This is a genomic window from Streptomyces cyaneofuscatus (assembly GCF_000718135.1).
Taxonomy (GTDB): domain Bacteria; phylum Actinomycetota; class Actinomycetes; order Streptomycetales; family Streptomycetaceae; genus Streptomyces; species Streptomyces cyaneofuscatus.
Map to the genome: position 1 here is coordinate 372,809 of NZ_JOEM01000008.1, position 24,931 is coordinate 397,739.

Annotated in this window: 15 protein-coding genes; 5 read left to right on the plus strand and 10 right to left on the minus strand. The window is 70.6% G+C overall.

Annotated features, from left to right (window positions below; translation table 11 throughout):
• Nucleotides 1-4 precede the first annotated feature (4 nt).
• From IF17_RS0116125 to IF17_RS0116155, 7 genes are all read right to left on the minus strand, one after another.
• Complete coding sequence (locus IF17_RS0116125) at nt 5-2,008, minus strand: elongation factor G (protein ID WP_030566475.1); 2,004 nt, start codon at nt 2,006-2,008, stop codon at nt 5-7.
• Nucleotides 2,009-2,117: 109 nt separating this feature from the next.
• A complete protein-coding gene (locus IF17_RS0116130) occupies nt 2,118-3,212 on the minus strand; it encodes an aldose epimerase family protein (RefSeq protein ID WP_030566477.1) in 1,095 nt (364 codons plus the stop codon).
• A gap of 30 nt (nt 3,213-3,242) precedes the next feature.
• Nucleotides 3,243-4,262, minus strand: a complete 1,020-nt coding sequence (locus IF17_RS0116135; RefSeq protein WP_030566479.1) for a LacI family DNA-binding transcriptional regulator — start codon at nt 4,260-4,262, stop codon at nt 3,243-3,245.
• Nucleotides 4,263-4,319: 57 nt separating this feature from the next.
• A complete protein-coding gene (locus tag IF17_RS0116140) occupies nt 4,320-5,366 on the minus strand; it encodes an ABC transporter permease (RefSeq protein WP_030566481.1) in 1,047 nt (348 codons plus the stop codon).
• The gene (locus IF17_RS0116145) at nt 5,363-6,337 is read right to left on the minus strand and encodes an ABC transporter permease (protein ID WP_030566483.1); all 975 of its coding nucleotides are present in this window, start codon (nt 6,335-6,337) and stop codon (nt 5,363-5,365) included. The genes IF17_RS0116140 and IF17_RS0116145 overlap by 4 nt, the downstream gene beginning before the upstream one ends.
• Nucleotides 6,334-7,965, minus strand: a complete 1,632-nt coding sequence (locus tag IF17_RS0116150; protein WP_030566485.1) for a sugar ABC transporter ATP-binding protein — start codon at nt 7,963-7,965, stop codon at nt 6,334-6,336. The genes IF17_RS0116145 and IF17_RS0116150 overlap by 4 nt, the downstream gene beginning before the upstream one ends.
• An 86-nt stretch (nt 7,966-8,051) precedes the next feature.
• Complete coding sequence (locus IF17_RS0116155; protein ID WP_018514882.1) at nt 8,052-9,137, minus strand: ABC transporter substrate-binding protein; 1,086 nt, start codon at nt 9,135-9,137, stop codon at nt 8,052-8,054.
• Between the two features lie 595 nt (nt 9,138-9,732).
• Here IF17_RS0116155 and IF17_RS0116160 point away from each other — a divergent pair.
• Both IF17_RS0116160 and IF17_RS0116165 read left to right on the plus strand, forming a co-directional pair.
• Nucleotides 9,733-12,177, plus strand: a complete 2,445-nt coding sequence (locus tag IF17_RS0116160) for an RICIN domain-containing protein (protein ID WP_030566487.1) — start codon at nt 9,733-9,735, stop codon at nt 12,175-12,177.
• Nucleotides 12,178-12,226: 49 nt separating this feature from the next.
• Nucleotides 12,227-14,566 (plus strand): glycoside hydrolase family 2, encoded by a 2,340-nt coding sequence (locus IF17_RS0116165; protein WP_032771995.1) that lies wholly within the window; start codon nt 12,227-12,229, stop codon nt 14,564-14,566.
• Nucleotides 14,567-14,722: 156 nt separating this feature from the next.
• Here IF17_RS0116165 and IF17_RS1000000138535 read toward each other — a convergent pair whose 3' ends face one another.
• The 3 genes from IF17_RS1000000138535 to IF17_RS0116180 form a co-directional block, all read right to left on the minus strand.
• Entirely contained in the window at nt 14,723-16,705 is a 1,983-nt protein-coding gene (locus tag IF17_RS1000000138535; RefSeq protein WP_051884020.1) for a serine/threonine-protein kinase, read from the minus strand.
• A gap of 185 nt (nt 16,706-16,890) precedes the next feature.
• The gene (locus IF17_RS0116175) at nt 16,891-20,259 is read right to left on the minus strand and encodes a LamG-like jellyroll fold domain-containing protein (protein ID WP_030566491.1); all 3,369 of its coding nucleotides are present in this window, start codon (nt 20,257-20,259) and stop codon (nt 16,891-16,893) included.
• Between the two features lie 151 nt (nt 20,260-20,410).
• A complete protein-coding gene (locus IF17_RS0116180; RefSeq protein WP_030566492.1) occupies nt 20,411-21,238 on the minus strand; it encodes an alpha/beta fold hydrolase in 828 nt (275 codons plus the stop codon).
• A 76-nt stretch (nt 21,239-21,314) separates the two neighbouring features.
• Here IF17_RS0116180 and IF17_RS0116185 point away from each other — a divergent pair, with 76 nt between their 5' ends.
• The 3 genes from IF17_RS0116185 to IF17_RS0116195 all read left to right on the plus strand — a co-directional run bounded on the left by IF17_RS0116185 (nt 21,315) and on the right by IF17_RS0116195 (nt 24,924).
• The gene (locus IF17_RS0116185; protein ID WP_030566493.1) at nt 21,315-21,917 is read left to right on the plus strand and encodes a transcriptional regulator; all 603 of its coding nucleotides are present in this window, start codon (nt 21,315-21,317) and stop codon (nt 21,915-21,917) included.
• A gap of 110 nt (nt 21,918-22,027) precedes the next feature.
• Nucleotides 22,028-22,444 (plus strand): ATP-binding protein, encoded by a 417-nt coding sequence (locus tag IF17_RS0116190; protein ID WP_030566494.1) that lies wholly within the window; start codon nt 22,028-22,030, stop codon nt 22,442-22,444.
• Between the two features lie 116 nt (nt 22,445-22,560).
• Entirely contained in the window at nt 22,561-24,924 is a 2,364-nt protein-coding gene (locus IF17_RS0116195) for an FHA domain-containing protein (protein WP_030566495.1), read from the plus strand.
• Nucleotides 24,925-24,931: the final 7 nt, after the last annotated feature.

Consider the following 24,931-nt stretch of genomic DNA (forward strand, 5'->3'; position numbering starts at 1 on the left):
GGCCTCAACCGGCGACCCGCCGCACCGTGCGCAGCAGGTACTCCTTGCGGTGCAGCGGGTCGTGGTCGGTGCGCGGCCGGTCCGGGACCGGGCCGGTCACCGGGCGGTGGCCGTCGAAAGCCGATTCCAGCATCCCCTCGCCCCGGGTCAACCCCGGGAGCAGCTGCTGGAGTTCGTGGACCCGGGCCGCCGGGAGCTCGCCCTCCAGGGTGCAGAGCGCCCCGCGCATCCCGGGCGGCCCGGGGACGGCTCGCAGCCGGGCGAGGACCGGGACCAGAGCGCCGAAGGTGTCGGTGGGCAGCTCCAGGCGGAAGCGGTGCATGGGCTCGTACACCTGGGTTCCGGCCCGGCGCAGCGCGTCCATCAGGACGAGGGGTGTCAGGTTACGGAAATCGCCCGCCGTGCTGGACATGCTTTTGTCGAAGGTGCCGTGGGAATGGCTCTGCCGGGGCCAGTAGCCGGAATGCGTCTGGGTGACGACACAATCGGTCACCTGCCAGCCGTGGATTCCCTGGGTCAGCGTGGAATGCACGGTGTCCTCCACCGCCCGCATCAAGGAATAGGGCATGGAGCCGAGTTCCACCTCGCGGCGGAATTCCACCCCGCTGCCGTACGGGGCCGGATCGACGCGCAGGCCGACGGTGGCGAGGAAGGGGTTGGGATCGGTGTCGATGATCTCGACGGCCGCCCCCGTACCGGCCGGCCGTTCCAGGCAGATCGTCGTGGTCGCGCGGAAGGTGACGTCGACCCCGAACTCGTCGGCCAGGGTCGCCTGGATGACCTCCTTCTGCACCTCCCCGTAGAGCGAGAGGGACACCTCCTGACGGAGGTCGTCGCGGCGGACGGCGATCAGCGGGTCCTGTTCGGCGAGGCGGCCGAGGGCGACGTGCAGGGCGCCCCGGTCTTCCGGCCGCACGGGGACGACGACCGTCTCCAGGGTCGGCGGAGCGAAGTGGCGGCGCCCGGCCTCCGCCCGGGCCTCCCCCACGCTGTCGCCGATGCGGATGCCGGCCAGCCCCTTCAGCCTGCCGATCCGGCCGGCGCCGACAGCGGGGACCGGCACTTCGCCGCCGTCCTCGAAGACGGTGACCGCCGAGACCTTGTCCTCTCCCTCCCGGCCGTCCGGGCTGCGGAAACGCAGCACCTCGCGGGCGTGCACGGTCCCTTCGACCATGCGGACGTACGCGGTCCGCTCGCCGTTCGCGGTCCGGTCGACCTTGAACACCGTGCCCCGGGCCGGCGCCTCCGCGTCCCCCGTGGCGGCGGGCAGCAGGCCGGTGATGCCGTCGGCCAGGGCGTCGATGCCCGAGCCGGTGGCGGCGGAGCCGAAGAAAACCGGGTGGACGCGGCACCGGGCGGTCTGCTCGGCGAGAACTTCCAGGAGCCGGGCGTGGGTGAGGGCCGCCGGGTCGTCGACGTACGCGGTCAGCAGTTCGTCGTCGTGGCGGGTGAGCAGGTCGGTGAGCGCGCCGGTGAAGCCGGGGTCGGACCCGGTGAACGGCGTGGTGGAAGCGGACCGGGTGCCGAGGTGCCGGGTCGAGCCCATGGCCACGATGTCCGGGGAGAGCCGTTCGGTGATGCTCGTCAACAGCGAGCCGTACCGTGCGCCCGGCCGGTCGGTCTTGTTGACGAACAGCAGGGTCGGGATGCGCAGCCGTCTCAGGGTCCGCAGCAGGACCCGGGTCTGCGCCTGGACGCCCTCCACCGCGGAGACAACGAGGACGGCCCCGTCGAGGACGCCGAGGACCCGCTCCACCTCGGCGATGAAGTCCGGGTGGCCGGGGGTGTCGATCAGGTTGACCGTGGTGGCGCCGAGGGTGAAGGAGACGACGGCCGACTTGATGGTGATGCCGCGTCGGCGCTCCAGGGCAAGGGAGTCGGTCTGTGTGCTGCCGTCGTCGACACTGCCGATGGTGTCGATGACGCCGGCGGTGTGGAGGAGCCGCTCGGTCAGGCTTGTCTTACCGGCGTCGACATGCGCCAGAATTCCCAGGTTCAACGTACGCAAGAAGCTTCATGTCCTTGAGAGAAAGGTCAGTTTCTGTCGGGAGGAACACGAAAGCTCGGCGCATGGTCAGAAAACTCCTGGGTCGTCCTGGTGGCTTGCGGGGAGTAGATCAGGGGGCGGTGGAAGGCCGCAACCGATTTTCTTGAGCGCTCAGGTGCGGGAAGCGCCATTCGGTACGGCTGCGCAGGGTTTCGCCGGGGCGCAGCACGGTGCTGGGGTGGGCGGGGCGGTTGGGTGAGTCGGGGAGGTGCTGGGTCTCCAGACAGAGCGATCCGTGCCGTTCGTGGCGGCGGCCGGTGCCGTCGGTGAAGGCGCCGTCGAGCTGGTTGGCGGTGTAGACCTGGACCCCCGGTTCGGTGGTCCACAGCTCCAGGGTGCGCCGGTCGCCGGGGGCGCTGAGGCGGGCGGCGCGGCGGAGGGTTCCGGGGGCCGCATCGCTGAGCACCCAGCAGTGGTCGAAGCCGCCGGCCAGGGCGAGTTGGGGGTGGGTGCGGGAGAGGGCGCTCCGGATCGGCTGCGGGGTGGTGAGGTCGAACGGAGTGCCGGCCACCGGGGCCGGAGGGCCTTCCGGGATGGAGGTGGCGTCGACGGGGAGGTAGTGGTCGGCGTCGACCTGGAGGGTGTGGCCGAGGATGTCGTCGGCGCCGAGGTTGAGGTAGGCGTGGTTGGTGAGGTTGACGACGGTGGGCCGGTCGGTGACGGCCGTGTACTCCAGGGCGAGCGTGCCGGTGGTGTCCAGGGTGTAGGTGGCGGTGATGTCGAGCGCTCCGGGGAAGCCCATGTCGCCGTCGGGGCTGTGCAGGGTGAGCCGGAGGACCGCCTCGGTGTCGGTACGGTCCGCCGCCGCCTCCCAGACCCGGGTGTGGAAGCCGTCCGGGCCGCCGTGCAGGGCGTGGCCCCGGTCGTTGGCGGGGATGTGGTGCGTGGTGCCGTCGAGGGTGAAGCGGCCGTGGGCGATGCGGTTGGCGTACCGGCCGACGATGGCCCCGAAGTAGGGGTTCTTGTCGGTGTAGTCGTCGAGGGCGGGCAGCGAGCGGACGACGGGGCCCGGGGTGCCGGCGGTGTCCGGCACGGTGAGGCTGTGCAGGACACCGCCGTAGGTGAGGATCTCGGCCCGTACCCCGGTGCCCGATTCGAGGGTCCAGAGGTCGGTCTCGCCCTGCCCGGGGGCGTGGCCGAACGGTTTGCGGTGCACGGTGGGCATGAGGAGTTCCTTGGGGGGTGCGGGCGACGGCTAGCGGGACGGGCGGGGCGTGGTGGATTCGCGGACGACGAGGCGGTAGCCGGGGCGGGGCCGCCGGGGTTCGGCGAGCGGGGTTCCGGCGAGGCGTTCGACGAGGCTGTCGACGGCGAGCCGGGCGATGGCCGCCTTGTCGGGCGCGATGGTGGTGAGGGTGGTGGTCCCGTACCGGCTCTCCTCGATGTCGTCGAAGCCGACGACGGCGATGTCGCCCGGGATGGTGAGGCCGCGCTCGGTGATGGTGCGCATGGCGCCGATGGCGATCATGTCGTTGTACGCGAAGACGGCGTCGGGTTGCTCGCCGCGGTCGAGGAGCGAGGCCATGGCGGCGGCGCCGTCCTCCCTCCCGTAGCCGTCGGTGACGACGACGAGGGACTCGTCGGGGGTCATGCCGGAGGCGGCCAGCTCCTCGCGCCAGCCGCGCAGCCGCAGGTGGGCGGGCTGGCGTTCCTGGCCGGTACGGGAGCCGAGGAAGGCGATCCGGCGGTGGCCGAGGGCGATGAGGTGGGCGACGGCCTCGCGGGCGGCGGCCACGTTGTCGATGGCGATGTGGTCGTACGGGGCCTCGTACTCCCGCTCTCCCAGCAGCACCAGCGGTGCTGTCTCCGTACGGGCCATCAGGTCCTCGGTCTCCAGGTGGATGGGGCTGAGGATGAGCCCGTCGATGACATGGGACCGGAACCCCTGGCTGACCAGCAGCTCCTTCTCGCGCAGGCCCCCGGTGTGGTCGACCAGCACCGTGTAGTCGTGCCGGGCGGCGGCATCGACGACCTCACCGGCGAGCTCCGCGAAGTACGGGTTGCCGAACTCGGGGACGGCCAGCGCGATGATGCCGGTGCGGCCCTTACGCAGATGGCGGGCGGTGAGGTTCGGCCGGTAGCCGAGCTCGTCGATGGCCTGCTGGACCTTGGCGCGCATCTTGGGGGTGACGTGCTGGTAGTTGTTCACCACGTTCGACACGGTCTTGATGGACACGCCCGCCCGTTGAGCTACGTCCTTGAGGCTGACGCCCACGGCACTCCTTGTACTCGGTTCGACTCGTCCCTGCCCATCCTGTCCGGTCCGTCCGGTTCAGGTGGTTCTCCGGCTGCGCGCGAGGTAACGCTGCGCCACCACGACAACGATAAGGAAGCCGCCGCTGACCACCGACTGGTACGAGGAGTTGAGCGAGCCGATCTGGTTGATGAGGTTCTGGATCACGGCGAGCAGCAGGACGCCCCAGAGCGTGCCGCTGATCGATCCGGCGCCGCCGATGAGGAGCGTGCCGCCGATGACGACGGCGGAGATCGCGTCCAGCTCCATGCCGACGCCGACGATGGTGACGCCGGAGGAGAGGCGGGCGGCGTTCAGCGCCCCCGCGAGTCCGGCGAGCAGCCCGCTGAGCGTGTAGACGAGGATCTTCGTACGGGCGACGGGGAGGCCCATCAGGGTGGCCGCGTCGCTGCTGCCGCCGACGGCGAACAGGGTCTGCCCGAACGAGGTCCGCTGGAGCAGCAGTCCGCCGGCCCCGAAGAGGACGAGGGCGATGAGGATCGGGTAGCCGAAGCCCCAGACGCTGCCCTGGCCGAGTTCGGCGAAGGCGGAGTCCTTGGGGACGAGGTAGGTGGTGGCGCCCTCGTCGGTGAAGGCGAGCAGGATGCCGCGCGCCGCGAGGAGTGAGGCGAGCGTGACGATGAAGGGCGCCATGTTCGCGCGGGCGATGAGTAGGCCGTTGACCAGCCCGATCACACCGCAGACCACGAGCGGGACGAGCAGGGCGGCGAGGAATCCCCATTGCGAGGCCCAGGCCGCCAGGACTCCCCCGAGGGCGAAGACGGAGCCCACGGAGAGGTCGATGCCGCCGGTGATGATGACCAGGGTCATGCCGAGGGCGACGATCGCGAGGAAGGAGGCCTGGACGGTGACGCCCCGGGCATTGTCGAGGCTGGCGAAGGTCGGGTAGACGAACGAGGCGATGAGGATCACGGTCAGCAGGACCGCGAGGACGCCCTGGCGCTGGACGAGTTCGCCGATCCGGGAGCCGGTGGAGCGCTCGGGCCGGGGTTCGGTGCGCGAGGGGGCGTTCTTGAGCGGCGCCGGCGCCTGGGGGGCCGGGGCGGCGGAGGTGGTGTTCTTCATCGGGACCGACGCTCCCGGGCGACGTAGACGGCGGCGATGATGATGGCCGCCTGGGCGATCTGTGCGGTGGAGTCGGGCAGGTCGTGCTTGACGAGGGTGGCGCGCAGCAGCTGCATCAGCAGGGCGCCGGCGACGGTGCCGAGGACCCGGATGGAGCCGCCGTTGAGCGGGGTGCCGCCGACGACGACGGCCGTGATGGCGGAGAGCTCCATGAGGGTGCCGAGCGAGGACGGGTCGCTGGCGGTGAGCCGGGCGGTGGCGAGGATCCCGGCGAGCGCGGCCATCGTGCCGCAGAGGATGTAGACGCCGATCAGGACGCGCTTGACGGGCAGTCCGGACAGGGCGGCGGCCGGCCGGTTGCCGCCGATGGCGACGATCTGGCGGCCGAAGGTGGTGCGCTGCACGAGGAAGGCGACGGCCAGGGCGAGCACGCCCGCGATGAGGACGACGAGCGGAATGCCGAGGAAGGAGCCGGTGCCGAGCGCGAGGATGTCCGGGTTGACGATCTGTTTGAGCTGGCCGTCCGCCATCACCAGGGCCAGGCCCCGGCCGCCGACGAACAGGGCGAGGGTCGCCACGATGGGTTGCAGCCCGACGAGCGAGACGAGTGTCCCGTTGATCGCGCCGACGACCGCTCCGGCCAGCAGCGCGATCAGGAGCGCGGGCACCAGTCCGTAACCGAGGTAGAGCGGCAGCAGGGCGGCGGCGAGCGCCATGGTGGAGCCGACGGAGAGGTCGATGCCCTCGGTGCCGATGACCAGGGCCATGCCGAGCGCGACGATCACGATGGGGGCAACCTGCACGAGCTGGGTGCGCAGGTTGTCGGCCGTCAGGAAGTGATCGGTGAACAGGGCGTTGAAGAGCAGGACGACGGCGACGGCCGCGTACACGCCGTACTCCTGGTACCAGGCGGGGTCGCGCAGCCGGGCCAGCGGCTTCGCGGGGCGTGGCAGGGTGGCCTGGGTGGTCATCGGGGGTCCTCCTGGCCGGCCGCCGGGGCCTTCCGGCCGGTTTCGGGCGTGTGGTCGGCAGGCTTGGCGGCGGGCGTGTGGTCGGCGAGCACTTCGAGGAGGCGGCTCTCCTCCACCTCGTCACCGGCGAGTTCACCGGCGACGGCACCGCCGCGCAGGACGACGATGCGGTCCGCGCCCTCGATCAGCTCCTCGATGTCGGAGGAGATCAGCAGGACAGCGAGGCCTTCGCGGGCGAGGTCGTCGATGAGGCTCTGCACCTCGGCCTTGGCGCCGACGTCGATGCCCCGGGTCGGTTCGTCGAGGAGCAGCACCTTGGGTTCCAGGCAGAGCCAGCGGGCGAGCAGCACCTTCTGCTGGTTGCCGCCGGAGAGTTCGCCGACCTTCTGCTCGGGGCTGGAGGCCTTGATCCGCAGCCGCTCCATGAAGATGTCGACGATCCGGTCCTGCTTCTCGCGCGAGACGATCCCGGCCCGGGAGAGCCGGGGCATGGCGGCGAGGACGATGTTCTCGCGTACGGAGAGCTGCGGGATGATCCCCTCCGCCTTGCGGTCCTCGGGGAGCATGCTGATGCCCGCGCGGATGGCGGCGGCCGGGGTGGGGCGGCCGATGCGCTCGCCGTCGACGGTGATCTCGCCGCCGTCCAGGGGCAGCGCGCCGGTCAGCGCCTTGGCGGTCTCGCTGCGCCCGGAGCCCAGCAGCCCGCCGAGTCCCAGCACCTCACCCCCGTACAACTGGAGGGATATGTCGTGCAGTTGGTGGCGCCGGTCGAGGCCGGTGGCGGTGAGGACGGGCGTACGGGCCACCTCGTGGCCGGCGGCGTCGAAGCTGGTGAGGCCCTCGCGGCGGACCTCGGCCAGGTCGCGGCCGAGCATCATCGACACGAGCCGCATCCGGTCCAGGTCGGCCAGGTCGCCGGTGTGGATGTGGCGGCCGTCGCGCAGGACAGTGACCCGGTCGCAGATGCGGTAGAGCTCGTCCATGCGGTGGCTGACGTAGAGGACGGCGATGCCCTGGCCGCGGAGGTTCTCGATGACCCGGAAGAGGGTCTCGACCTCGCGGGGCTCCAGGGACGAGGTGGGTTCGTCCATGATGACGACCTGGGCCTGTACGGAGACGGCGCGGGCGAGCGCGACCATCTGCTGGGTGCCGATGCCCAGGGTGTGCAGGGGGCGTTTGGGGTCGACGCGGACGCCGAAGCCGTCGAGGAGTTCGGTGGTCTCGCGGTTCATCCGGCCGAAGTCGATGAGGCCGAAACGGTTCTTCGGCTCGCGGCCCAGGAAGATGTTGCGCGCCACGCTCATCAGCGGGACGAGGTTGACCTCCTGGTAGATGGTGGAGATCCCGGCCTGCTGCGCCTCGAAGGGCCGGGAGAAGCTGACGGGCGCGCCCGCCACCCGCACCTCGCCGTCGTCGCTCCGGTAGACGCCGGTCAGCACCTTGATGAGGGTGGACTTGCCGGCCCCGTTCTCGCCGACGAGCGCGTGGGTCTCCCCGGCGCGCAGCGAGAAGGAGACGTCGTCCAGGGCGACGACGCCGGGGAACCGCTTGCTGACCGAGCGGGCTTCGAGCACGACGTCCGCGACGGCGGTCTCCGCGTGCTGGGGTGTCGCTTCGGTGGGTGCCATGGATCCTGGCCTTCCGGTGTTACGGGAATGGGGCCGGGCCGCCGTGAGCGCGAAGGGCTTCACAGCGGCCGGCCGTCCGGTCGGGGTCAGTAGGCTCCGCCGAGCGAGTCCTTGGCGTTGGCCTCGTCGTACTCCCGGTCGGTGATGATCACGTTCTCCGGGATCTCCTCACCGGCGTAGAACTTCTGCGCGGTGGCGAAGGCGAGCGGGCCGAAGCGCGGGTTGGACTCGATGACCGCGTTGTACTCGCCGTTGACCAGGGCCTGGACGGCGTTGCGGGTGCCGTCGACCGAGACGATCTTGACGTCCTTGCCGGGCTTCTTCCCGGCGGCCTTGATCGCGGTGAGGGCGCCGAGGCCCATCTCGTCGTTCTCCGCGTAGACGGCGGTGATGTCGGGCTTGGACTGGATGAGCTGCTCCATGACCTGCTGGCCCTTGTCGCGGGCGAACTCGCCGGTCTGCTGGGCGACGATCTCCAGGCCGGGCGCCTCGGCCTTGACCTGGTCGACGAAGCCCTTGGTGCGGTCGGTGGTGACGTTGTTGCCGGAGGCGCCGAGCAGGATCGCCACCTTGCCCTTGCCACCGGTGACCTTGATCATCGCGTCGGCGGCGCGCTTGCCCTGCTCCACGAAGTCGGAACCGAGGAAGGCCACGTAGTCCTTGCAGGCGGTGGAGTTGACCTTGCGGTCGATGGTGAGGACGGGCACCTTCTTGGCCGCCGCCGCCTTCAACGCGGGCTCCAGGCCGTCGGAGTTGAGCGGCGCGACGATGAGGAACTGGGCGCCCTGCGACAGCATGTCCTGGATGTCGCTGATCTGCTTGGACAGTTGGGACTGGGCGTTGGTGGTGAGGAGCTTCTTGACGCCGATCTTCTTCGCCTCGTCCTTGATGGACTGGGTCTCGGCGATCCGGAACGGGTTGGCCTCCTTCTCCGACTGGGAGAAGCCGACCACGGCGTTCTTCAGGTCCAGCTTCGGCGCGCCGTAGGTCTCCAGCGAACAGCCCGAACCGGAGGTGGAGTCGGGGGACTTGGCTTCCTGGGCACCCTGGCTGCTGTCGCCGCCCGCGGTGTTCGAGGTCTCCGACTTGGCACAGCCGGCGGCGGCCAGCGTGGCGGTGGCGGCGAGGAGGCAGGCCACGGCGAGGGTACGGGGTCGACGCTGGATCATCATGCGCGGAACGCTCCTTGGCGGGTTGACGGCACGCGCATCGGCGTGCGGTCGGGCATGGCGGGACGAGGCGATCGGCCGCTCGGCGGCTGATGCCCCTGCACTCCTCAGGGCCCTGCTCCGACGTGCGGGAACAGTGGTCACGAGGGCCTGCTCGGGCTGTCGGCGGCTCGGTTTACAACGTTATATATGCGGTGCGGCACGGGCGGCAAGAGCAGGGTCGATGCGTTTCCAAAATGTGTCGGCGGCCCGGTGGGATGCGTGTGCGCGCAGCGGCCCGCCGTACGGCAACGACTCCTGCGCACCCTCTGGACAGCCGCCCGGCGCCGTGCTGTCATACCGCCGGACGCCGCATTTCCAACGTTGAAAGACCGGGCGCCGTTCGCCGGGATGCCCGGGCGACGGCGATCTTCAGCATGCGCCCGACCGGCCGCCCCGCCGCTCCCCCGGCCGGGCGGCCTCCGCACCAGACCCCCCGCACCAGGCTCTCGCACCACGCCCTGCACCAGCCCCGCGCGCCGCACCGCGCGTGGCCACCACCCCCACCGAGCCGGCCGGCAGCTCAGGCGGTCCCCGGCTCAGAGCAGGAGCCGTACCGATGCCTCTGAACCGCAGGCAGCTCATCACCACCGCCGTGGCCACCGCCGTCGCCACCGGCACGTCGAGCCGGTGGGCGACCGCCGCGACGCCCCACCGCCACCGGGTGGCGGCCGCACCCGGCGGCCACTACTCCCCCAACGCCGCGCCGCTGCACCCCACCGCCTTCCTCAAGCTCCCCCCGGGCAAGGTGACAGCGCGCGGCTGGCTGGCCGGTCAGTTGAGGCTCCAGCTGGAGGGGCTGTGCGGCCGGTACGAGGAGCTCTCGCACTTCCTGGACTTCACGGCGACCGGCTGGGTCCGCCCCGACCGTGGCGGCTGGGAGGAAGTCCCGTACTGGCTGCGCGGATACGCCGATCTCGCGAGCGTCACCGGGGACGCGGCCGCGCTGGCCACCACCCGCCGCTGGATGGACGCGATCCTCGCCACCGGGCAGAGCGACGGCTTCTTCGGCCCGAAGGCGCTGCGGACCTCGCTCAACGGCGGCCCCGACTTCTGGCCGTTCCTGCCGCTGGTCCAGGCGATGCGCTCCTGGCAGGAGTACAGCGGAGACACCCGGATCATCCCGTTCCTCAGCCGCTTCTTCCGCTATATGAACGCGCAGGGCCCCGGCGCCTTCAACACCAGCTGGATCGCTCTGCGTTGGGGCGACGGCCTGGACAGCGCCATGTGGCTCTACAACCGCACGGGTGACGCCTTCCTCCTGGACCTCGTCGACAAGATCCACCGGTACGGGGCGAATTGGGGCGACAACCTGGTCAACCCGCACAACGTCAACATCGCCCAGGGCTTCCGCGAGCCCGCCCAGTTCGCGCTGCGCAGCGGCTCGGCCACCGACACCCGTAACACCTACGGCACCTACGCGAAGGCCATGGGCGCCTACGGCCAGTTTCCCGGCGGCGGGTTCGCCGGGGACGAGAACGCCCGGCCCGGCCACGGCGACCCCCGCCAGGGGTTCGAGACCTGCGGCATCGTCGAGTTCATGGCGAGCCACCAGCTGCTCACCCGGATCACCGGGGACCCGCTGTGGGCGGACCGGTGCGAGGAGCTGGCGTTCAACTCGCTTCCCGCGTCGCTGGATCCGTCGGGCAAGGCGGTCCACTACATCACCTGCGCCAACAGCGTGGACCTGGACGACGAGCCCAAGCGCGACCGCCAGTTCCAGAACCCGTTCGCGATGCTGGCGTACCTGCCGGGCGTGGACCAGTACCGCTGCTGCCCGCACAACTACGGCATGGGCTGGCCCTACTTCACCGAGGAGCTGTGGCTCGCCACCCCGGACGGCGGGCTCGCGGCGGCGATGTACGCGCCGAGCGAGGTGACCGCGAAGGTCGCGGACGGCACGGAGGTGACGTTCACCGAGGAGACCGGCTACCCGTTCACGGACACGGTCACGCTCTCCCTCACCGCACCGAAACCCCTGCGCTTCCCGCTCGTCCTGCGCGTCCCCGCCTGGTGCGCGGACCCCGAGATCCGGGTCAACGGGCAGCGGGTCACCGCCCCCGCCGGCCCGGCCTTCACCCGGATCGACCGGACCTGGGCGAGCGGCGACCGGGTCACCCTGCGACTGCCGCAGCGGACCGCCGTACGGACCTGGGCGGAGAACCACCGCTCCGTCAGCGTGGACCACGGGCCGCTCACGTACTCGCTCCGGATCGGGGAGCGGTACGAACGGATCAGCGGCAGCGATACGTTCCCGGAGTACGCGGTCCACGCCACGAGCGCCTGGAACTACGGCCTCGTCCTGGACCCCGCCCGCCCCACCGCCGGCCTGCGCCACCGCTCCACGGGCCGCGCCCCCGGCGACAACCCGTTCACCCATGCCGGAACCCCGCTCACGATGACCGCCCGGGCCCGCCGCATCCCGGAGTGGACGGCGGACGACGAGCGCGTGGTCGCGCCCCTCCAGGCGAGCCCGGCGCGCTCCACCGAGCCGGTCGAGGAGGTCACGCTCATCCCGATGGGCGCGGCGCGGCTGCGGATCACGTCCTTCCCGACGGCCGCCCCGGAAGCGGAACCATGGCTGGCGGACCGCTGGTACCGGATCGCCAACCGGCACTCCGGCAAGGTGCTCGGCGTGGACGGGATGTCCACCGCCGACAGCGCCCACGTCGTCCAGTTCGGCGACACGGGGACGGCCGACCACCTCTGGCGGCTGGTGGCCAACGGCGATGGCTGGTACCGGATCCGCAACCGCCACTCCGGCAAGGTGCTGGGGGTCGACCTCATGTCCACCGCGAACAGCGCGCACGTCGTGCAGTTCGACGACAACGACACCGCCGACCACCTCTGGCAGTTCGTCCCGGACGGGGGCGGATGGTACCGCATCCGTAACCGGAATTCGGACAAGGTGCTCGGCGTGGACGGGATGTCCCTGGCCGACAGCGCCCATGTCGTCCAGTACGACGACAACGGAACGGCCGACCATCTGTGGCGGCTGCTCTGAAGCCACCGCTCGCCTGACCCGGTATGACTACGAAAGGGATGTTCACACCATGAGCTCACCACCCCGCACCTGGTGGCGGAGATTAACGGCTGCCACCGGCCTCCTCGCCCTGGTGGCCACCGCACTCGTCGGCAGCGGCACCTCCCCCGCGGCCGCCGCGCCCGCCGCCTGGACGCCGAAGCCGGCGCCCATGACGACGCCGTGGACGAACCAGGTCCCGGTCGACAAGCCTCTGCCCGAGTACCCGCGCCCGCAGCTCACCCGCCCCGACTGGACGAACCTCAACGGCATCTGGGACTTCGCGGTCACCGGCCGTGACGCGGGGCAGCCCGCCACCTTCCCCGAGCAGATCCGCGTCCCGTTCGTCGCGGAGTCCGCGCTCTCCGGCATCCAGCGGAGGATCACCGAGAACGACAAGCTCTGGTACAAGCGGACCTTCACCGTCCCCGCCAACTGGAACAACCGCCGGGTGAAGCTCCACTTCGGGGCCTCCGACTGGCAGACCACCGTCTGGGTCAACGGCACCCAGGTCGGCGCGCACAAGGGCGGCTTCGACTCGTTCGCGTACGACATCACGCCGCAGCTGGGCGGCGGTACGAACACGGTCGTGGTCTCCGTCCACGACCCGAGCCAGACCGGCGGCCAGGCGGTCGGCAAGCAGCGCATCAACGATGTGAAGCCGCATCCGGGCGGCGGGATCTTCTACACAGCGGCCTCCGGCATCTGGCAGACGGTCTGGCTGGAACCCGTCGCCTCCGCCCACATCACCCGCCTCGACATGACGCCGAACCTGGGCAACAGCACCCTGCGGGTGCGGGTCCAGACGGCGGGCGCGGCGGGCAGGAACGCCCGGATCACCGTGTCGGCCGGCGGTACGGTGGTGGGCTCGGCGACCGGTGGGGTGGGCGGGGAGATCTCCGTACCCGTTCCGAATCCGCGGCTGTGGAGCCCCGAGGACCCGTTCCTGTACGACGTGCGGGCCGACCTCCTCGACGGCTCGGCGGTCACCGACACCGTGGGCAGCTACACCGGTATGCGGTCCGTGGGTCTGGCGAAGGTCGACAACATGCTGCGGCCGGTGCTCAACGGGAAGTTCGTGTTCCAGACGGGCACGCTGGACCAGGGCTACTGGCCGGACGGCATCTACACCGCGCCGACCGACGAAGCGCTGAAGTACGACCTCCAGGCCCACAAGGACCTCGGGTTCAACATGGTCCGCAAGCACATCAAGGTGGAGCCGCAGCGGTGGTTCTACTGGGCGGACCGGCTGGGGCTGCTGGTCTGGCAGGACATGCCTTCGATGGACACCGGCAAGGTCCCGGACGGGCCCTCGCGCACGCAGTGGGAGGCGGAGTACCGGGCGGTCATCGACCAGCACCGCAGCTCGCCCTCGGTGGTGATGTGGGTGAACCAGAACGAGGGCTGGGGCCAGTACGACCAGGCCAGGATCGCCGACGAGGTCAAGGCCCAGGACCCCTCGCGTCTCGTCAACAACATGAGCGGGGTCAACTGCTGCGGCTCGGTCGACGGCGGCAACGGTGACGTGGTCGACAACCACATCTACGTCGGCCCCGGCAACACGGCGCCGACCGCGACCCGGGCCGCCGTGCTGGGCGAGTTCGGCGGACTGGGCTACAAGGTGCCGGGCCATGAGTGGTACCCGGGCGGCGGGTTCAGCTACGAGGACCAGCCGAGCATCGCGGCCCTCAACAACCGCTTCGTCGGCCTGCTCGACGCCATCCGGATCGGCCAGCTTCCCGCCGGGCTCTCCGCGTCGGTGTACACGGAGATCACGGACGTCGAGAACGAGGCGAACGGGCTGCTGACCTACGACCGCCAGGTCGTCAAGGTCGACACCGCCCGGGTGAAGGCCGCCAACCAGGCCCTCATCCAGGCGTCCCGCAACCCCGCTCCCCCGGTGACGCTGCCCACCGGGCAGTTCAAGTCGCTGCGGGTCACCACCCCCGGGCACACGACGAAGCACCTGCGCCACTACGACGCGCAGGCCTTCACCGAGGTGGTGAACAGCGGGAGTCCGGCCGTGCTGAAGGCGGACGCCACCTGGAAGATCGGCACCGGCCTCGCCAACAGCAACTGCTACTCCTTCGAGTCCCGGAACTACCCCGGCCAGTTCCTCCGCCACCGGGACTTCCGGGTCCACCGCGACGCGAACGACAACTCCGCGCTGTTCAAGGCGGATGCGACCTGGTGCGCGGTCGCGGGGAACGGCGGGGTGCGGTTCACCAGCGCCAATCTGCCGGGGAGCTATCTGCGCCACATCGACTCGGAGGTGTGGCTGGCCACCCCGGGCGGCGGACGGGCCTTCGACAGTCCCGCTCTCTTCGCCGAGGACACGACGTGGGCGGTGGACGCCCCCTGGGCTCCGTGATCCCCGGGGGCCGATGAACTGAGAGCCGATGCGCTCGGAGCGGATGACCTCAGAGCCGATGAGCGATGACCGGCCGGTCCGGCGGCGACGGGAATCACCCGTCGCTGTCGGGCCGGCCGTCCGGGTGCTACGGCCATGGTCCGTTCGGTGGGCCGCTCAGCTGCCGAGGGTGAACCGCACCGGCTCGGACCCGTCGGTGAGGCGGCGTTCGAGGATCCGGCGCGAGGCGTCGGTGAAGCGGTAGGTGGACGCCCGCCCGTCCGCTGTACAGCTCTTGTCCGACGAGGGTTCCAGCATGCCCGGTCCGGTGGCGATCTCGCCCGCCCGGTTGCCCAGGTAGGCCGCCCGCCAGGTGCAATGCCTGCCCTCGGTGGTCTCGGACAGCTCGACAGCGGGACCACCCGCTATCGGGTGGGCGAACGTGATCCTGCGCGTGTCGCCGGAACGCCAGATGCCGATGAACTCGTCCGGGAGGTGCTGGGCGTCGCCCTCGGTCCTGACCAGCGGCAGATACCCGGCAGGCCCCCGCACGGAGAGGGGCCGCCCCTCGGCCGCCGAGCCCGCCCGCACCGTGAGGATCTCGGGCCAGGCACAGCCTGTCTTCGTCGCGTCCCCGTGGCCGCCGGAAGAGCTCGTCCTGATCTCCATGTCCGTGAGGACCAAGGTGTCATCGCCCGCATGTTGTGCTCGGAACGCGGCTCCGTGGCAGTAGCCGTCCTCCGAGGCCACGAAGAGCCGCGCCGAACCCTTTTGGGACGGTCCGGAGAGGGTGAACTCCAGGTGCAGCCCGTACGGCAGCCGGGGGCCCTGCGTCTGCGGCAGGTACTGCCAGGTGCCTACGAAGGGGCTGGGGGCGTGTCGTGCGTCCGCCGCGAGCGCCATCAGCAGCGACAGGCAGACGAACGCCGTGACGACGCGTGCCCGCAGCGCCCGGCGCCGCAGGGGTGAGGTGTCGGTGTCACGCCTCGCCCCGAGCAGGGGCGCCGGCCCAGGCCGGTAGCGGATCACCGGCGGTACGATCCCCGACTCCGGCAGGTCCAGCAGTTCGCGGCGAACCGCCACGCGGGCGGTCCCCGGCGCACTCGGTAGGTCCGAAAGCGGAACGGCACGCGGCGGCGACGTCCGAGAAGACGAGGGCAGAGGCGATCGGGGCAAGGAGGGTCCGGGCAGGGGCGACCGGGACAGAGGTGTGGCGGGGTGTCCGGTCTCCAGGACCGCCCTCACGGCCAATCGGCGCTCTTCATCGATGAGTTGCGTGGCCGTCCGGTCCAGCCGGGCGAGCAGGTGCTGCGGCAGCCACGCCCCGGACGGCGCGTAGCGGGTCCGGTCGATCAGCTCCGCCACGGACGGCCGCTCGGGAGCCTCCTTGGCGAGGCAGTCCCGCGCGAGATCGGCGAAGGCCTCCGGAACACCCTCCAGGTCGGGGTCCTCGTACGCGATGCGGAACAACAGGCTGTGCAGGCCGGTGCCGTCGCCCCGGAAGGGGGACCGGCCGGTGGCCGCGTACACCAGCACGCAGCCCACCGAGAACACATCGCTGGCCGGCGACACCTGCTCGCCGCGCACCTGCTCGGGTGACATGAACTCGGGGGAACCGATCATGCTGCCCATGGGGGTGAGGGTGCTGCCCAGCGATCCGTCGTGGGAGCCGTCGAGGGCATGGGCGATGCCGAAGTCGATGACGCGGGGGCCGTCGGTCGTCAGCAGGATGTTGGAGGGCTTGAGGTCCCGATGGACGAGTCCGGCTCCGTGGATGGCCGCGAGAGCGAGCCCCATCCGGTTGGCGAGCACGTGCGCGGAGGCCGAGGGGAGCGGGCCGAAGTCGCCCTTCACCACGTCCCTGAGCGTGGGCCCCGGTACGTACTCCGTGGCCAGCCACGGGACTTCGGCGGCCACGTCCGCGTCGAGCACCGAGGCGGTCCACCGACCGCCCACCCGCCGGGCTGCCCGCACCTCGCGATTGAACCTCCGCCGGAACTCGTCCTGCGCCGCGATCTCCCGCCGCACCAGCTTCACGGCGACGGTGTCACCGCCGGGGGAACGCGCCAGATAGACCCGCCCCATCCCTCCCTCACCGAGCCGCGCGAACAGCCGGTACGGGCCGATGCCGGAGGGGTCCTCCGAGGTCAGTCCTTCCATGGCACGGATCCTCGCACGGTTGGGCAATCACCGTGGTGAGTAGCGCAGTTGGACGTCACTCCCGGTGGTTTCCCGCCTGCGGGGCGGCGCGCCCGTCATGGCGGATCGGTCCGCTCCCGGGTGCCGGGAGCGGACCGATCGCCGGGAAGGGATCGATCGCCGAGAACGGGCCGGTCCGCTCCCCGCTACGGCTTCCGGCTGCCGTACAGGGCGGTCACCTCATCGGCGGTCAGGGCCTTGTCGTACACCCCGACCTGGTCGACGGACCCGTTCCAGAAGTCGCCCTTCGCCCCGGCGTACTGGGCCCGGCCGACGGAGAGCGGGCCGGTGCTCACATCGGCGGGCCCGGCCTCGGTCGTGGCGGCGAGCTTCCCGTCGACGTACAGCTTGGCCTCGCCGCCCTGCCGGACGCCGACCAGGTGGTACCACTTCCCGGTCTCCGGCGTGATCTCCAGGCGGGCGCGCTTGCCGCCCGGGGTGGAGAAGGCGAACGCGCCCTGTCCGTACTGGAGATAGAAGGGGTTCTCGGTGCGCCGGCCGTCCTGGCTGACGACGGTGGCGTAGTTGCCGGGCAGGGCGTCCAGCGAGGCCCACGCGGAGACGGTGTAGTCCTTCGTGGTGTCCACGACGGGGCCGGTGCTCTGCGCGTACTGGCCGTCGCCGTTGAACTTCAGCGCCGAGCCCGTGATGCCCGGCGCCCAGGACGCGCCGCCCTCCAGGGCGAGATGGGCCTTGTTGGGGCCGCTGTCGCGGGCCGTGGTGCCCTTGTTCTCGTCGAGCGACCAGGAGCCGCCGCCCTTCAGCTCGTCACGCTGACCGGCGTTGGCCCCGGCGGCGATGACCTGGCGGTTGATCTCGCGGACCTTCTCGGGGTCGACCTTGATCTCTCGACGGTCGTACGTCCAGAGCCCGTTGAGCTCGTTCTCCAGGTCGCTGACCTGGGTGTAGACGGAGCCGGACAGCTCGGCGCCGGCGGCGGCGAGGTAGTACGTACGGGTGTTGTCGACGTACTTCGCGGTGAGAGCGGCCTTGTCAGCCACCCCGGAGTAGATGTTGGCAGGTGCGCCCGGCCACATGTGCCCCGGCGTCCGGAGCGTGAAGCCGCCGTGCTCGCCGTCCATCGCGGCGCGGCGGTCGTCCGGGAAGGCCGGGTCGTTGTTCACGTAGTCGTGGTGGTCGATGATCTCGCCCTTGCCGGAATCACCCTTGGACGCGCAGCAGTTGACCCCGCTGTGCGCGTTGACCACGCGGGACGGGTCCAGCGCCTTGACGCCCTCGGCGATCTTGCCGGTCTCCGTCCGGTCCCACTCGCCCCAGCCCTCGTTGAAGACGATCCAGCCGCTGATCGAGGGGTAGTTGTGGAACTGCTTCATCAACTCCTTTCCCTGGGTGAGGAAGGCGTTCTTGCCGGCGTCGTTGTCGATGTCGGCATTGACGAAGTCCTGCCACACCAGCAGGCCGAGCCGCTCGGCGTGGTAGTACCAGCGCGGCGACTCCACCTTGATGTGCTTGCGCACGGCGTTGAAGCCGAGGTCCTTCTGCGCCTTCAGGTCGAAGGTGAGGGCCGCGTCGCTGGGCTGGGTGTACAGCCCGTCGGGCCAGAAGCCCTGGTCGAGCATGGCGAGGGAGAAGAACGGCTTCCCGTTGAGGACGAGCTTCTGGTAGCCGCCGACCTTGTCGATCTTCAGCTGGCGCATCCCGAAGTAGCTTTCGACGCTGTCCTTGGAGCGGCCGTCGGTGAGGGAGACGTCGAGGTCGTAGAGGTAGGGGTCGTCGGGCGACCAGAGGTGCTGGTTCTTGAGCTGGAGGCTGAGCTTGCGGTTCGCGGGGCCGCTGACCGTACCGACGACCTTGCCCTTGCGGTCGCGGGCGACGGCGGTGATACGGGCGTTGCCGGACGCCTTCGCGGAGTTGACGGTGACGGCGAGGCGGCCGGTGTCGATGTCCGGGGTGGTGGTCAGGGAGTCGATGGCGGCGGGCGCGACCGGCTCCATCCAGACGGTCTGCCAGATGCCGGAGGACGGGGTGTAGACGATGCCGCCGGGGTTGGTGGACTGCTTGCCCTTGGGCTGGTTCGGCCCGGTCTCGTCCGTGACGGCGACGACGATCTCCTGAGGGCCGGTGCCCTTCAGCGCGTCGGTGATGTCGGCGCTGAACCCGGTGTAGCCGCCGGTGTGTTCGGCGACCTTGGAGCCGTTGACCCAGACGGTGGACTTGTAGTCGACGGCGTCGAAGTTGAGCTTCAGCCGCTTGTTCTTGCCGTTCTTGCCCTTGCCGTTCTTGTCCTTGCCGACCGACCAGTTCTTCGGCACGGTGACGAGCTTGCGGTAGAACATGTGGTCCTCGTCGCGCTCCAGCCCGGAGAGCTGGGACTCGACCGGGAACGGCACGATGATCCGCTCGCCGAGCTTCTTGCCGAAGACCGGCTTCTCGCCCTCGGTGGCCCCGGCGAACTCCCAGGGGCCGTTGAGGTTCTTCCACTGGTCACGGACCTGCTGCGGACGCGGGTACTCGGGCAGCGGGTGGTCCTTGTCCAGCTTGTCGCCCCAGGTGGTGGTGAGGCGGTGCGTGGAGAGGTTCTTCGCCGTGCGGCCGATCTCCGGCACGGTCTCGGTCCCCGACGTCAGCCCGCCCTTGCCGTCGTAGACGACCTTGACCCGCTGGTCCTTGAGGACGGGGGCGGCGAGATCGATGATCAGCGCACGGGGGTTGTCCGAGGCCCGGGTCACCGACTTCACCGGCATCGGGGAGGTGTCGACCTCGATCTTGAGGTGGTCCTTCACCTTGCCGTAGTCGGCGACCCGGTCCCTGAAGGTGGCCTGGAGGCGCTTGCCGTTCTTGGCGATGCTCAGGGCGACCGGGTAGACCTCGAAGTCCGCGGGCGGGGTGAAGGCGGACTCGGGCACGATCTGCTTCTTGAGCTTGTCGCTCTGCCAGCGCAGGAACATGCTGGCGCCGCCGACGTCCTGGAACATCTCCAGCTTGAAGTCGTGCTTCTCGCCCGCCTTCAGGGCGATCGGCGCGCTGTGCTGCTCCTTGTCCCAGTCGGGCTCCCAGTGGTCGATGACAACGTTGCCGTCGAGGAAGAGCCGGAAGCCGTTGTCGCCGATGGCGGAGAAGGTGTACGAACCCGTCTCGGGCGCTTCGAGCTGTCCGGTCCAGCGGGCGGTGGTGTGCTCGGTCTTGCCGGTCGCCGACTCGAACGTCCCGGTGAGGCCGGGGAAGTTGATCTCGGGGTCCAGGGAGGTGGCGCCTAGCTCCGCGAAGTCCCGGGCGCCCGGGGCGGACATGCTGAAGTACTCGCCCTTCAGCCCGTGCACATCGGTGACCGGGTCGTCGGCCGTGAAGGTGGTGGCGGTGGCCGGCGCCAGGGCGGCGGGTGCGGCGGCGGCCGTCGGGGCCAGGGTGGCGCCGACCGGTATCAGAAGCGCGGCGGCGCAGGTGAGCGCCCTGAACAGGGCACGGGGGCGCGGGTGTTGTCGTCTCAAGGCGTCGTCCTCGTCGAAGAGCCGGGAGTACCTCGAACCACCGAGGCACTGCACATAGTCGAACATTGAGCCACAACACCAAACACTCCACAACGGTCGTGCACGGAGAATTTTCAACGATAGAAACGCGCAGCGCGGCAGGACCCCGCGAACCCGGCCTCCGGCGAACCCCTGCTCCAGGAAGGCCGATGCGGCTACCGCAGGAAAGTCGACGCGGTCACCCCAGGAAGGCCGACACGGTCGCCACGAACCGGCCGGGATCGTCCATCCACGGGTAGTGCCCCGCCCCCGGCTGCTCGACGAGCGAGGCACGGGGGAACAGCCCCGCGCATTCCGCCACCGCCTCGGGCGGGCTGTTCAGGTCGTACTCGCCGGCGAGCATCAGCACGGGGCTCCCGAAGGCGGCGAGTGCCGCGCGGGTGGCCTCAGGGTCGAAGGCGCCTTCGGCAGCGAAGTGGGCGACGGCTTCGCTGTCGACCGGCTGCCCGGCGGTGTGGTGGAGCCGGGCCTCGGCATCCCAACGGCCGTAGAAGAAGGGCGCGATGGCCTCCCAGTCGCTGCCGGCGCCCTCGCTGATCGCCTCCAGCGCGGCGAAGGCTGCCGGGAACCACGGCGCACCCTTCCGCCGCAGCGCGAGCGCCCGGCGCATCGGCCCGTCGATGCGCACCCCCACCGCCCGGACCCCGGGGGTGATCAGCGCGAGCCTGCCGACACGCCGGGGATGGTGGGCGGCGTACCGCAGCGCGAGGTTCGCACCACCGGAATGCGCCAGCACATCGGCCCGGGGCAGCCCGAGGTGCACCCGCAGGGCTTCGACGTCCGCCACCTGGCGGTCGCAGCGGTAGGAGGCGGCATCCGCGGGGAGCGCGGAGAGGCCGGTGCCGCGCAGGTCGAGCAGGATGAGCCGGCGGTGCGCGGAGAGGCCGCCGAGATCGCCGAGGTAGCGGGAGTCGGCAGGGCCTCCCGGGAGGCAGATCACCGGTTCGCCGTCGCCGAGCTCGCGATAGGCGAGCCAGGTTCCATCGGGTGCCGCGAAGGAGGTCATGGCCGCCATCATGAATGCCATAACGTGGTTGTACAACCAGGTTATGGGACTCGCACCCTTGAGGTATAACCGAGCTATGACAGATGAGGACGACCACCGTCACCCTTCCGGATTCCTGAGCGAGGAGCAGGCCGGGAGAATGTTCGCCGACATGAACGAGGTCATCCGTGCGGGCGAGGAGATGCGGCGGCTGCGGAGCGAGATGATCGCGCTGTGCGCCGGAGCCGGCTGGACCCAGGAGCGGATCGCCCGGCTCACCGGGATGAGCCAGCCCGCCGTCTCCAAGCAGGTGACCAGGCACAGCCCCGGCAGCCCGCCGCCGCTCACGGAGCTCGCCCTCGACCAGCACGACACGCCCTGGCTCGAAGGACGCTTGTGGGGCCTGGCCGAGGCGATCTCCGAGACCCTCCGCCACGACGCCCGCTGCACCCGCTTCGTCGATGCCGTCGGCCGGGGAAGGAAGCGCCTCACACCGCCGAACGTGGACGCGCTGCGACGCCTCGTCGAGGAGGACCTGCGCCTGCACCGGACAGAGCTCCCCGGCGGCTACCGGACGGCGTACGACGTCATCAGCCGCAGACTCGACGTTCCGGCGGACGTGACCGCCACAGGGTCCGCCTCCGTGCGCCGCACCCTGGCCCACCGCATCCAGCGGGACCGGCTCAGGGATGGGAGCTGAGGCGTGACCGGGCCGGTTCACCCGCACCCGGGGGGGCGGATTTCCATGAAACGCCGATACGGGGGTATCCGGACGTCAGCCAGAAAGCTACACGCGACGGGGTGACCGCCATGAACGACCGCATGCTGATGACACTTTCGCCGGACGGGGAGACCCGCACGGACTACGTCTGCCGGCCGGAGAAGGCCGCCGACGCACGGGACGCGGTCAGCAGCTTCATCGCACGGCTCCACCCGGCGCCGGCCGCGCACGTGGTGCAGAACCTGCTGCTCCTCGTGACGGAGCTGGTCACCAACGCCGTCCGGCACGCCGGAGCCGTCACCGCGCTCCGGCTGACCGCGGACCGTACGGGCGTCCACGTCCGGGTCGCCGATCCGAGCCCCGCCCACCCGCAGGACCGCACGCCCGACCTGACGGGCCGCACCGGCGGCTTCGGCTGGCCGATGGTCCAGCGGCTGTCCCAGGAGCTCACGGTCCGCGAGTCGGCGGACGGCGGGAAGGTCATCCTCGCGACCGTGCTCCGCTGAACCCACCCACCGATGAACCGCTGACCCTCAGCCCCTCCGGGACCCTCTGCCCTCCGGCTGCGACGGTCCCCCGGCCGCAACGGGCGCCCATCGTGACGTCTCGATAGAATTCGAACATGGCAGAGCGGCCCGCAGCGCCGACAGCGCCCGAGCTCGTCCTGGAGACCGAGATCGGCTCCACGGTGATGAGTCCGAGCCGGGACTACCATGTCGGGCGCGACCCCGAGAGCGACATCGTCATCGACGACGCCCGGGTCTCCTGGCACCACGCGGTCCTCCACCCCGAGGCCGGTCACTGGCTGCTCCAGGACGAGGACAGCACCAACGGCACGTACACCGGCGGTCACCGCATCCACGAGTCGGACGTCGGCGCCGGCAGCGTCATCCACTTCGGCAACCCGAGCGACGGCCCCCGCGCCGTCCTCCAAGGCCGGGAGCCCCCCGCCCGTCCCGCCGCAGCCGACCGGCCCTCCGCCGTCTCGATGCCTGCCGCCACCGGCACCTTCCGGCAGCCGACCACCGTACGGCCGCTGCCGGCCAGGACCGTGCGCATCGGCCGCGACGCCGGCAACGACCTCGTCATCGACGACCTCGTGGTCTCCCGGCACCACGCCGAGCTGCGGGCGCTCCCCGACGGCCGGCACGAGATCGTCGACCTCGGCAGCCACAACGGCACCTTCCTCAACGGACAACCCGTCGCCCGGGCCGTCGTCGGTGCCGGTGACATCGTCGGTATCGGCCACTCCGCGTTCAGCCTCGTCGGCGATGTGCTCCAGGAGTTCGTGGACACCGGTGAGGTGTCGCTGGACGTCCAGGACCTGGAGGTCACCGTCGGCAAGGCGGGCAAGGGCGGCAAGACGCTGCTGGACGGGGTCTCCTTCCCCGTCGGCGAGAAGTGCCTGCTCGGCGTCGTCGGGCCCAGCGGCGCCGGGAAGTCGACGCTGCTCAACGCCCTCACCGGACTGCGCCCGGCCGACACCGGCACCGTCCTCTACGACGGCCGTGACCTCTACCGCGACTTCGCCGAGCTGCGCCAGCGCATCGGCCTCGTCCCGCAGGACGACATCCTCCACTCCCAGCTGACCGTACGCAAAGCCCTCGGGTACGCCGCCGAGCTCCGCTTCCCGCAGGACACGGCGAAGGAGGAGCGGCAGGCCCGCGTCCTGGAGGTCATCCATGAACTCGGCCTGGAACAACGGGCGAACCAGCCCATCCACAGTCTCTCCGGCGGCCAGCGCAAGCGCGTGAGCGTGGCCTTGGAGCTGCTCACGAAGCCCTCGCTGCTCTTCCTGGACGAACCGACCTCGGGGCTCGACCCGGGGATGGACCGCTCCGTCATGCACATGCTGCGCGGCCTCGCCGACGACGGCCGTACGGTCGTCGTCGTCACGCACAGCGTACTGAGCCTGGAGGTCTGCGACCGGCTCCTCGTCCTCGCGCCCGGCGGCCGCATCGCCTATTACGGCCCGCCTGAGGACGCTCTCGCCTTCTTCGGTTTCTCCGAGTGGCCCGAGGCGTTCGAGGCCTTCGAGAACGACCGGGACCGGGACTGGGCGGCCACCTACGCGGACTCGCCGTTCCACCGGCAGTACATCGTGAACGCCTCGGCGCAGCCCCAGCTCCCCCAGGCCTCGCCCGGGGCGTCCGTCGCCCCGCCGCCGAAGACCCGTAACTGGGGTGCGCAGCTGGGCACTCTGGTCCGCCGGTACGCCTCCGCGCTCGCCGCCGACCGCACGTTCCTGATCATCATGATCGCGCTGCCCTTCGTCATGGGCGCGATGGCCCGCGCCCTGGCGGGCAGCAGGCTCACCCAGGAGACGGCGATGAACGCGCTGCTCATCCTGTGTGTGGGCGGCGTGCTGACCGGCGCCGCCAACGCCGTACGGGAGCTGGTCAAGGAGCGGGTGATCTACCAGCGCGAGAGAGCCGTCGGCCTCTCCAGATCCGCGTACCTGATGTCGAAGATCGTGGTGCTCGGAACCATCACCATCCTCCAGGCCGTCGTGCTGACCCTGGTGGGACTGGTGGGCGTCGACCTCAACGCACCGGGTGGCGAAGGTGTGTTCCTGCCACCGCTTGTCGAAATCACTCTGGCCGTCGCCCTGTTGTCGTTCACCGCGATGATGCTCGGCCTGCTGGTCTCCGCCCTGGTGCGCAAGGAGGAGGTCACGATGCCGCTGCTCGTCCTCCTCGCCATCGTCCAAGTGGTTTTCTGCGGGGCCCTGCTGAAGCTGAACGGGGTGCCGGGGCTCGAGCAGCTGTCCTGGCTGGTCCCGTCGCGGTGGGCGCTGGGTGCGATGGCCGGCACGATCGATCTGGCCCGGATCGTGCCGGGCGAGCTGACGTCCGACCCGCTCTTCGGCCACTCCGCGGGGGTCTGGCTGCTCAACATGGGCATGCTGGTCGTCCTCTCCGCCCTCTTCGGCTACGTCGTGGCGAAGCTGCTGCGGCGCCATGAGCCCGCGGTCATGCGGAAGTAAGGCGGTC

What these genes read in the sequence shown, in the direction of transcription:
- IF17_RS0116190 (WP_030566494.1), top strand. Translation starts at nt 22,028, where the DNA reads ATGAACGACCGCATGCTGATGACACTTTCGCCGGACGGGGAGACCCGC.
- IF17_RS0116165 (WP_032771995.1), top strand. Translation starts at nt 12,227, where the DNA reads ATGAGCTCACCACCCCGCACCTGGTGGCGGAGATTAACGGCTGCCACC.
- IF17_RS0116145 (WP_030566483.1), bottom strand. Translation starts at nt 6,337, where the DNA reads ATGACCACCCAGGCCACCCTGCCACGCCCCGCGAAGCCGCTGGCCCGG.
- IF17_RS0116140 (WP_030566481.1), bottom strand. Translation starts at nt 5,366, where the DNA reads ATGAAGAACACCACCTCCGCCGCCCCGGCCCCCCAGGCGCCGGCGCCG.
- IF17_RS0116155 (WP_018514882.1), bottom strand. Translation starts at nt 9,137, where the DNA reads ATGATGATCCAGCGTCGACCCCGTACCCTCGCCGTGGCCTGCCTCCTC.
- IF17_RS0116160 (WP_030566487.1), top strand. Translation starts at nt 9,733, where the DNA reads ATGCCTCTGAACCGCAGGCAGCTCATCACCACCGCCGTGGCCACCGCC.
- IF17_RS0116130 (WP_030566477.1), bottom strand. Translation starts at nt 3,212, where the DNA reads ATGCCCACCGTGCACCGCAAACCGTTCGGCCACGCCCCCGGGCAGGGC.
- IF17_RS0116195 (WP_030566495.1), top strand. Translation starts at nt 22,561, where the DNA reads ATGGCAGAGCGGCCCGCAGCGCCGACAGCGCCCGAGCTCGTCCTGGAG.
- IF17_RS0116175 (WP_030566491.1), bottom strand. Translation starts at nt 20,259, where the DNA reads ATGTTCGACTATGTGCAGTGCCTCGGTGGTTCGAGGTACTCCCGGCTC.
- IF17_RS0116185 (WP_030566493.1), top strand. Translation starts at nt 21,315, where the DNA reads ATGACAGATGAGGACGACCACCGTCACCCTTCCGGATTCCTGAGCGAG.
- IF17_RS0116150 (WP_030566485.1), bottom strand. Translation starts at nt 7,965, where the DNA reads ATGGCACCCACCGAAGCGACACCCCAGCACGCGGAGACCGCCGTCGCG.
- IF17_RS1000000138535 (WP_051884020.1), bottom strand. Translation starts at nt 16,705, where the DNA reads ATGGAAGGACTGACCTCGGAGGACCCCTCCGGCATCGGCCCGTACCGG.
- IF17_RS0116180 (WP_030566492.1), bottom strand. Translation starts at nt 21,238, where the DNA reads ATGACCTCCTTCGCGGCACCCGATGGAACCTGGCTCGCCTATCGCGAG.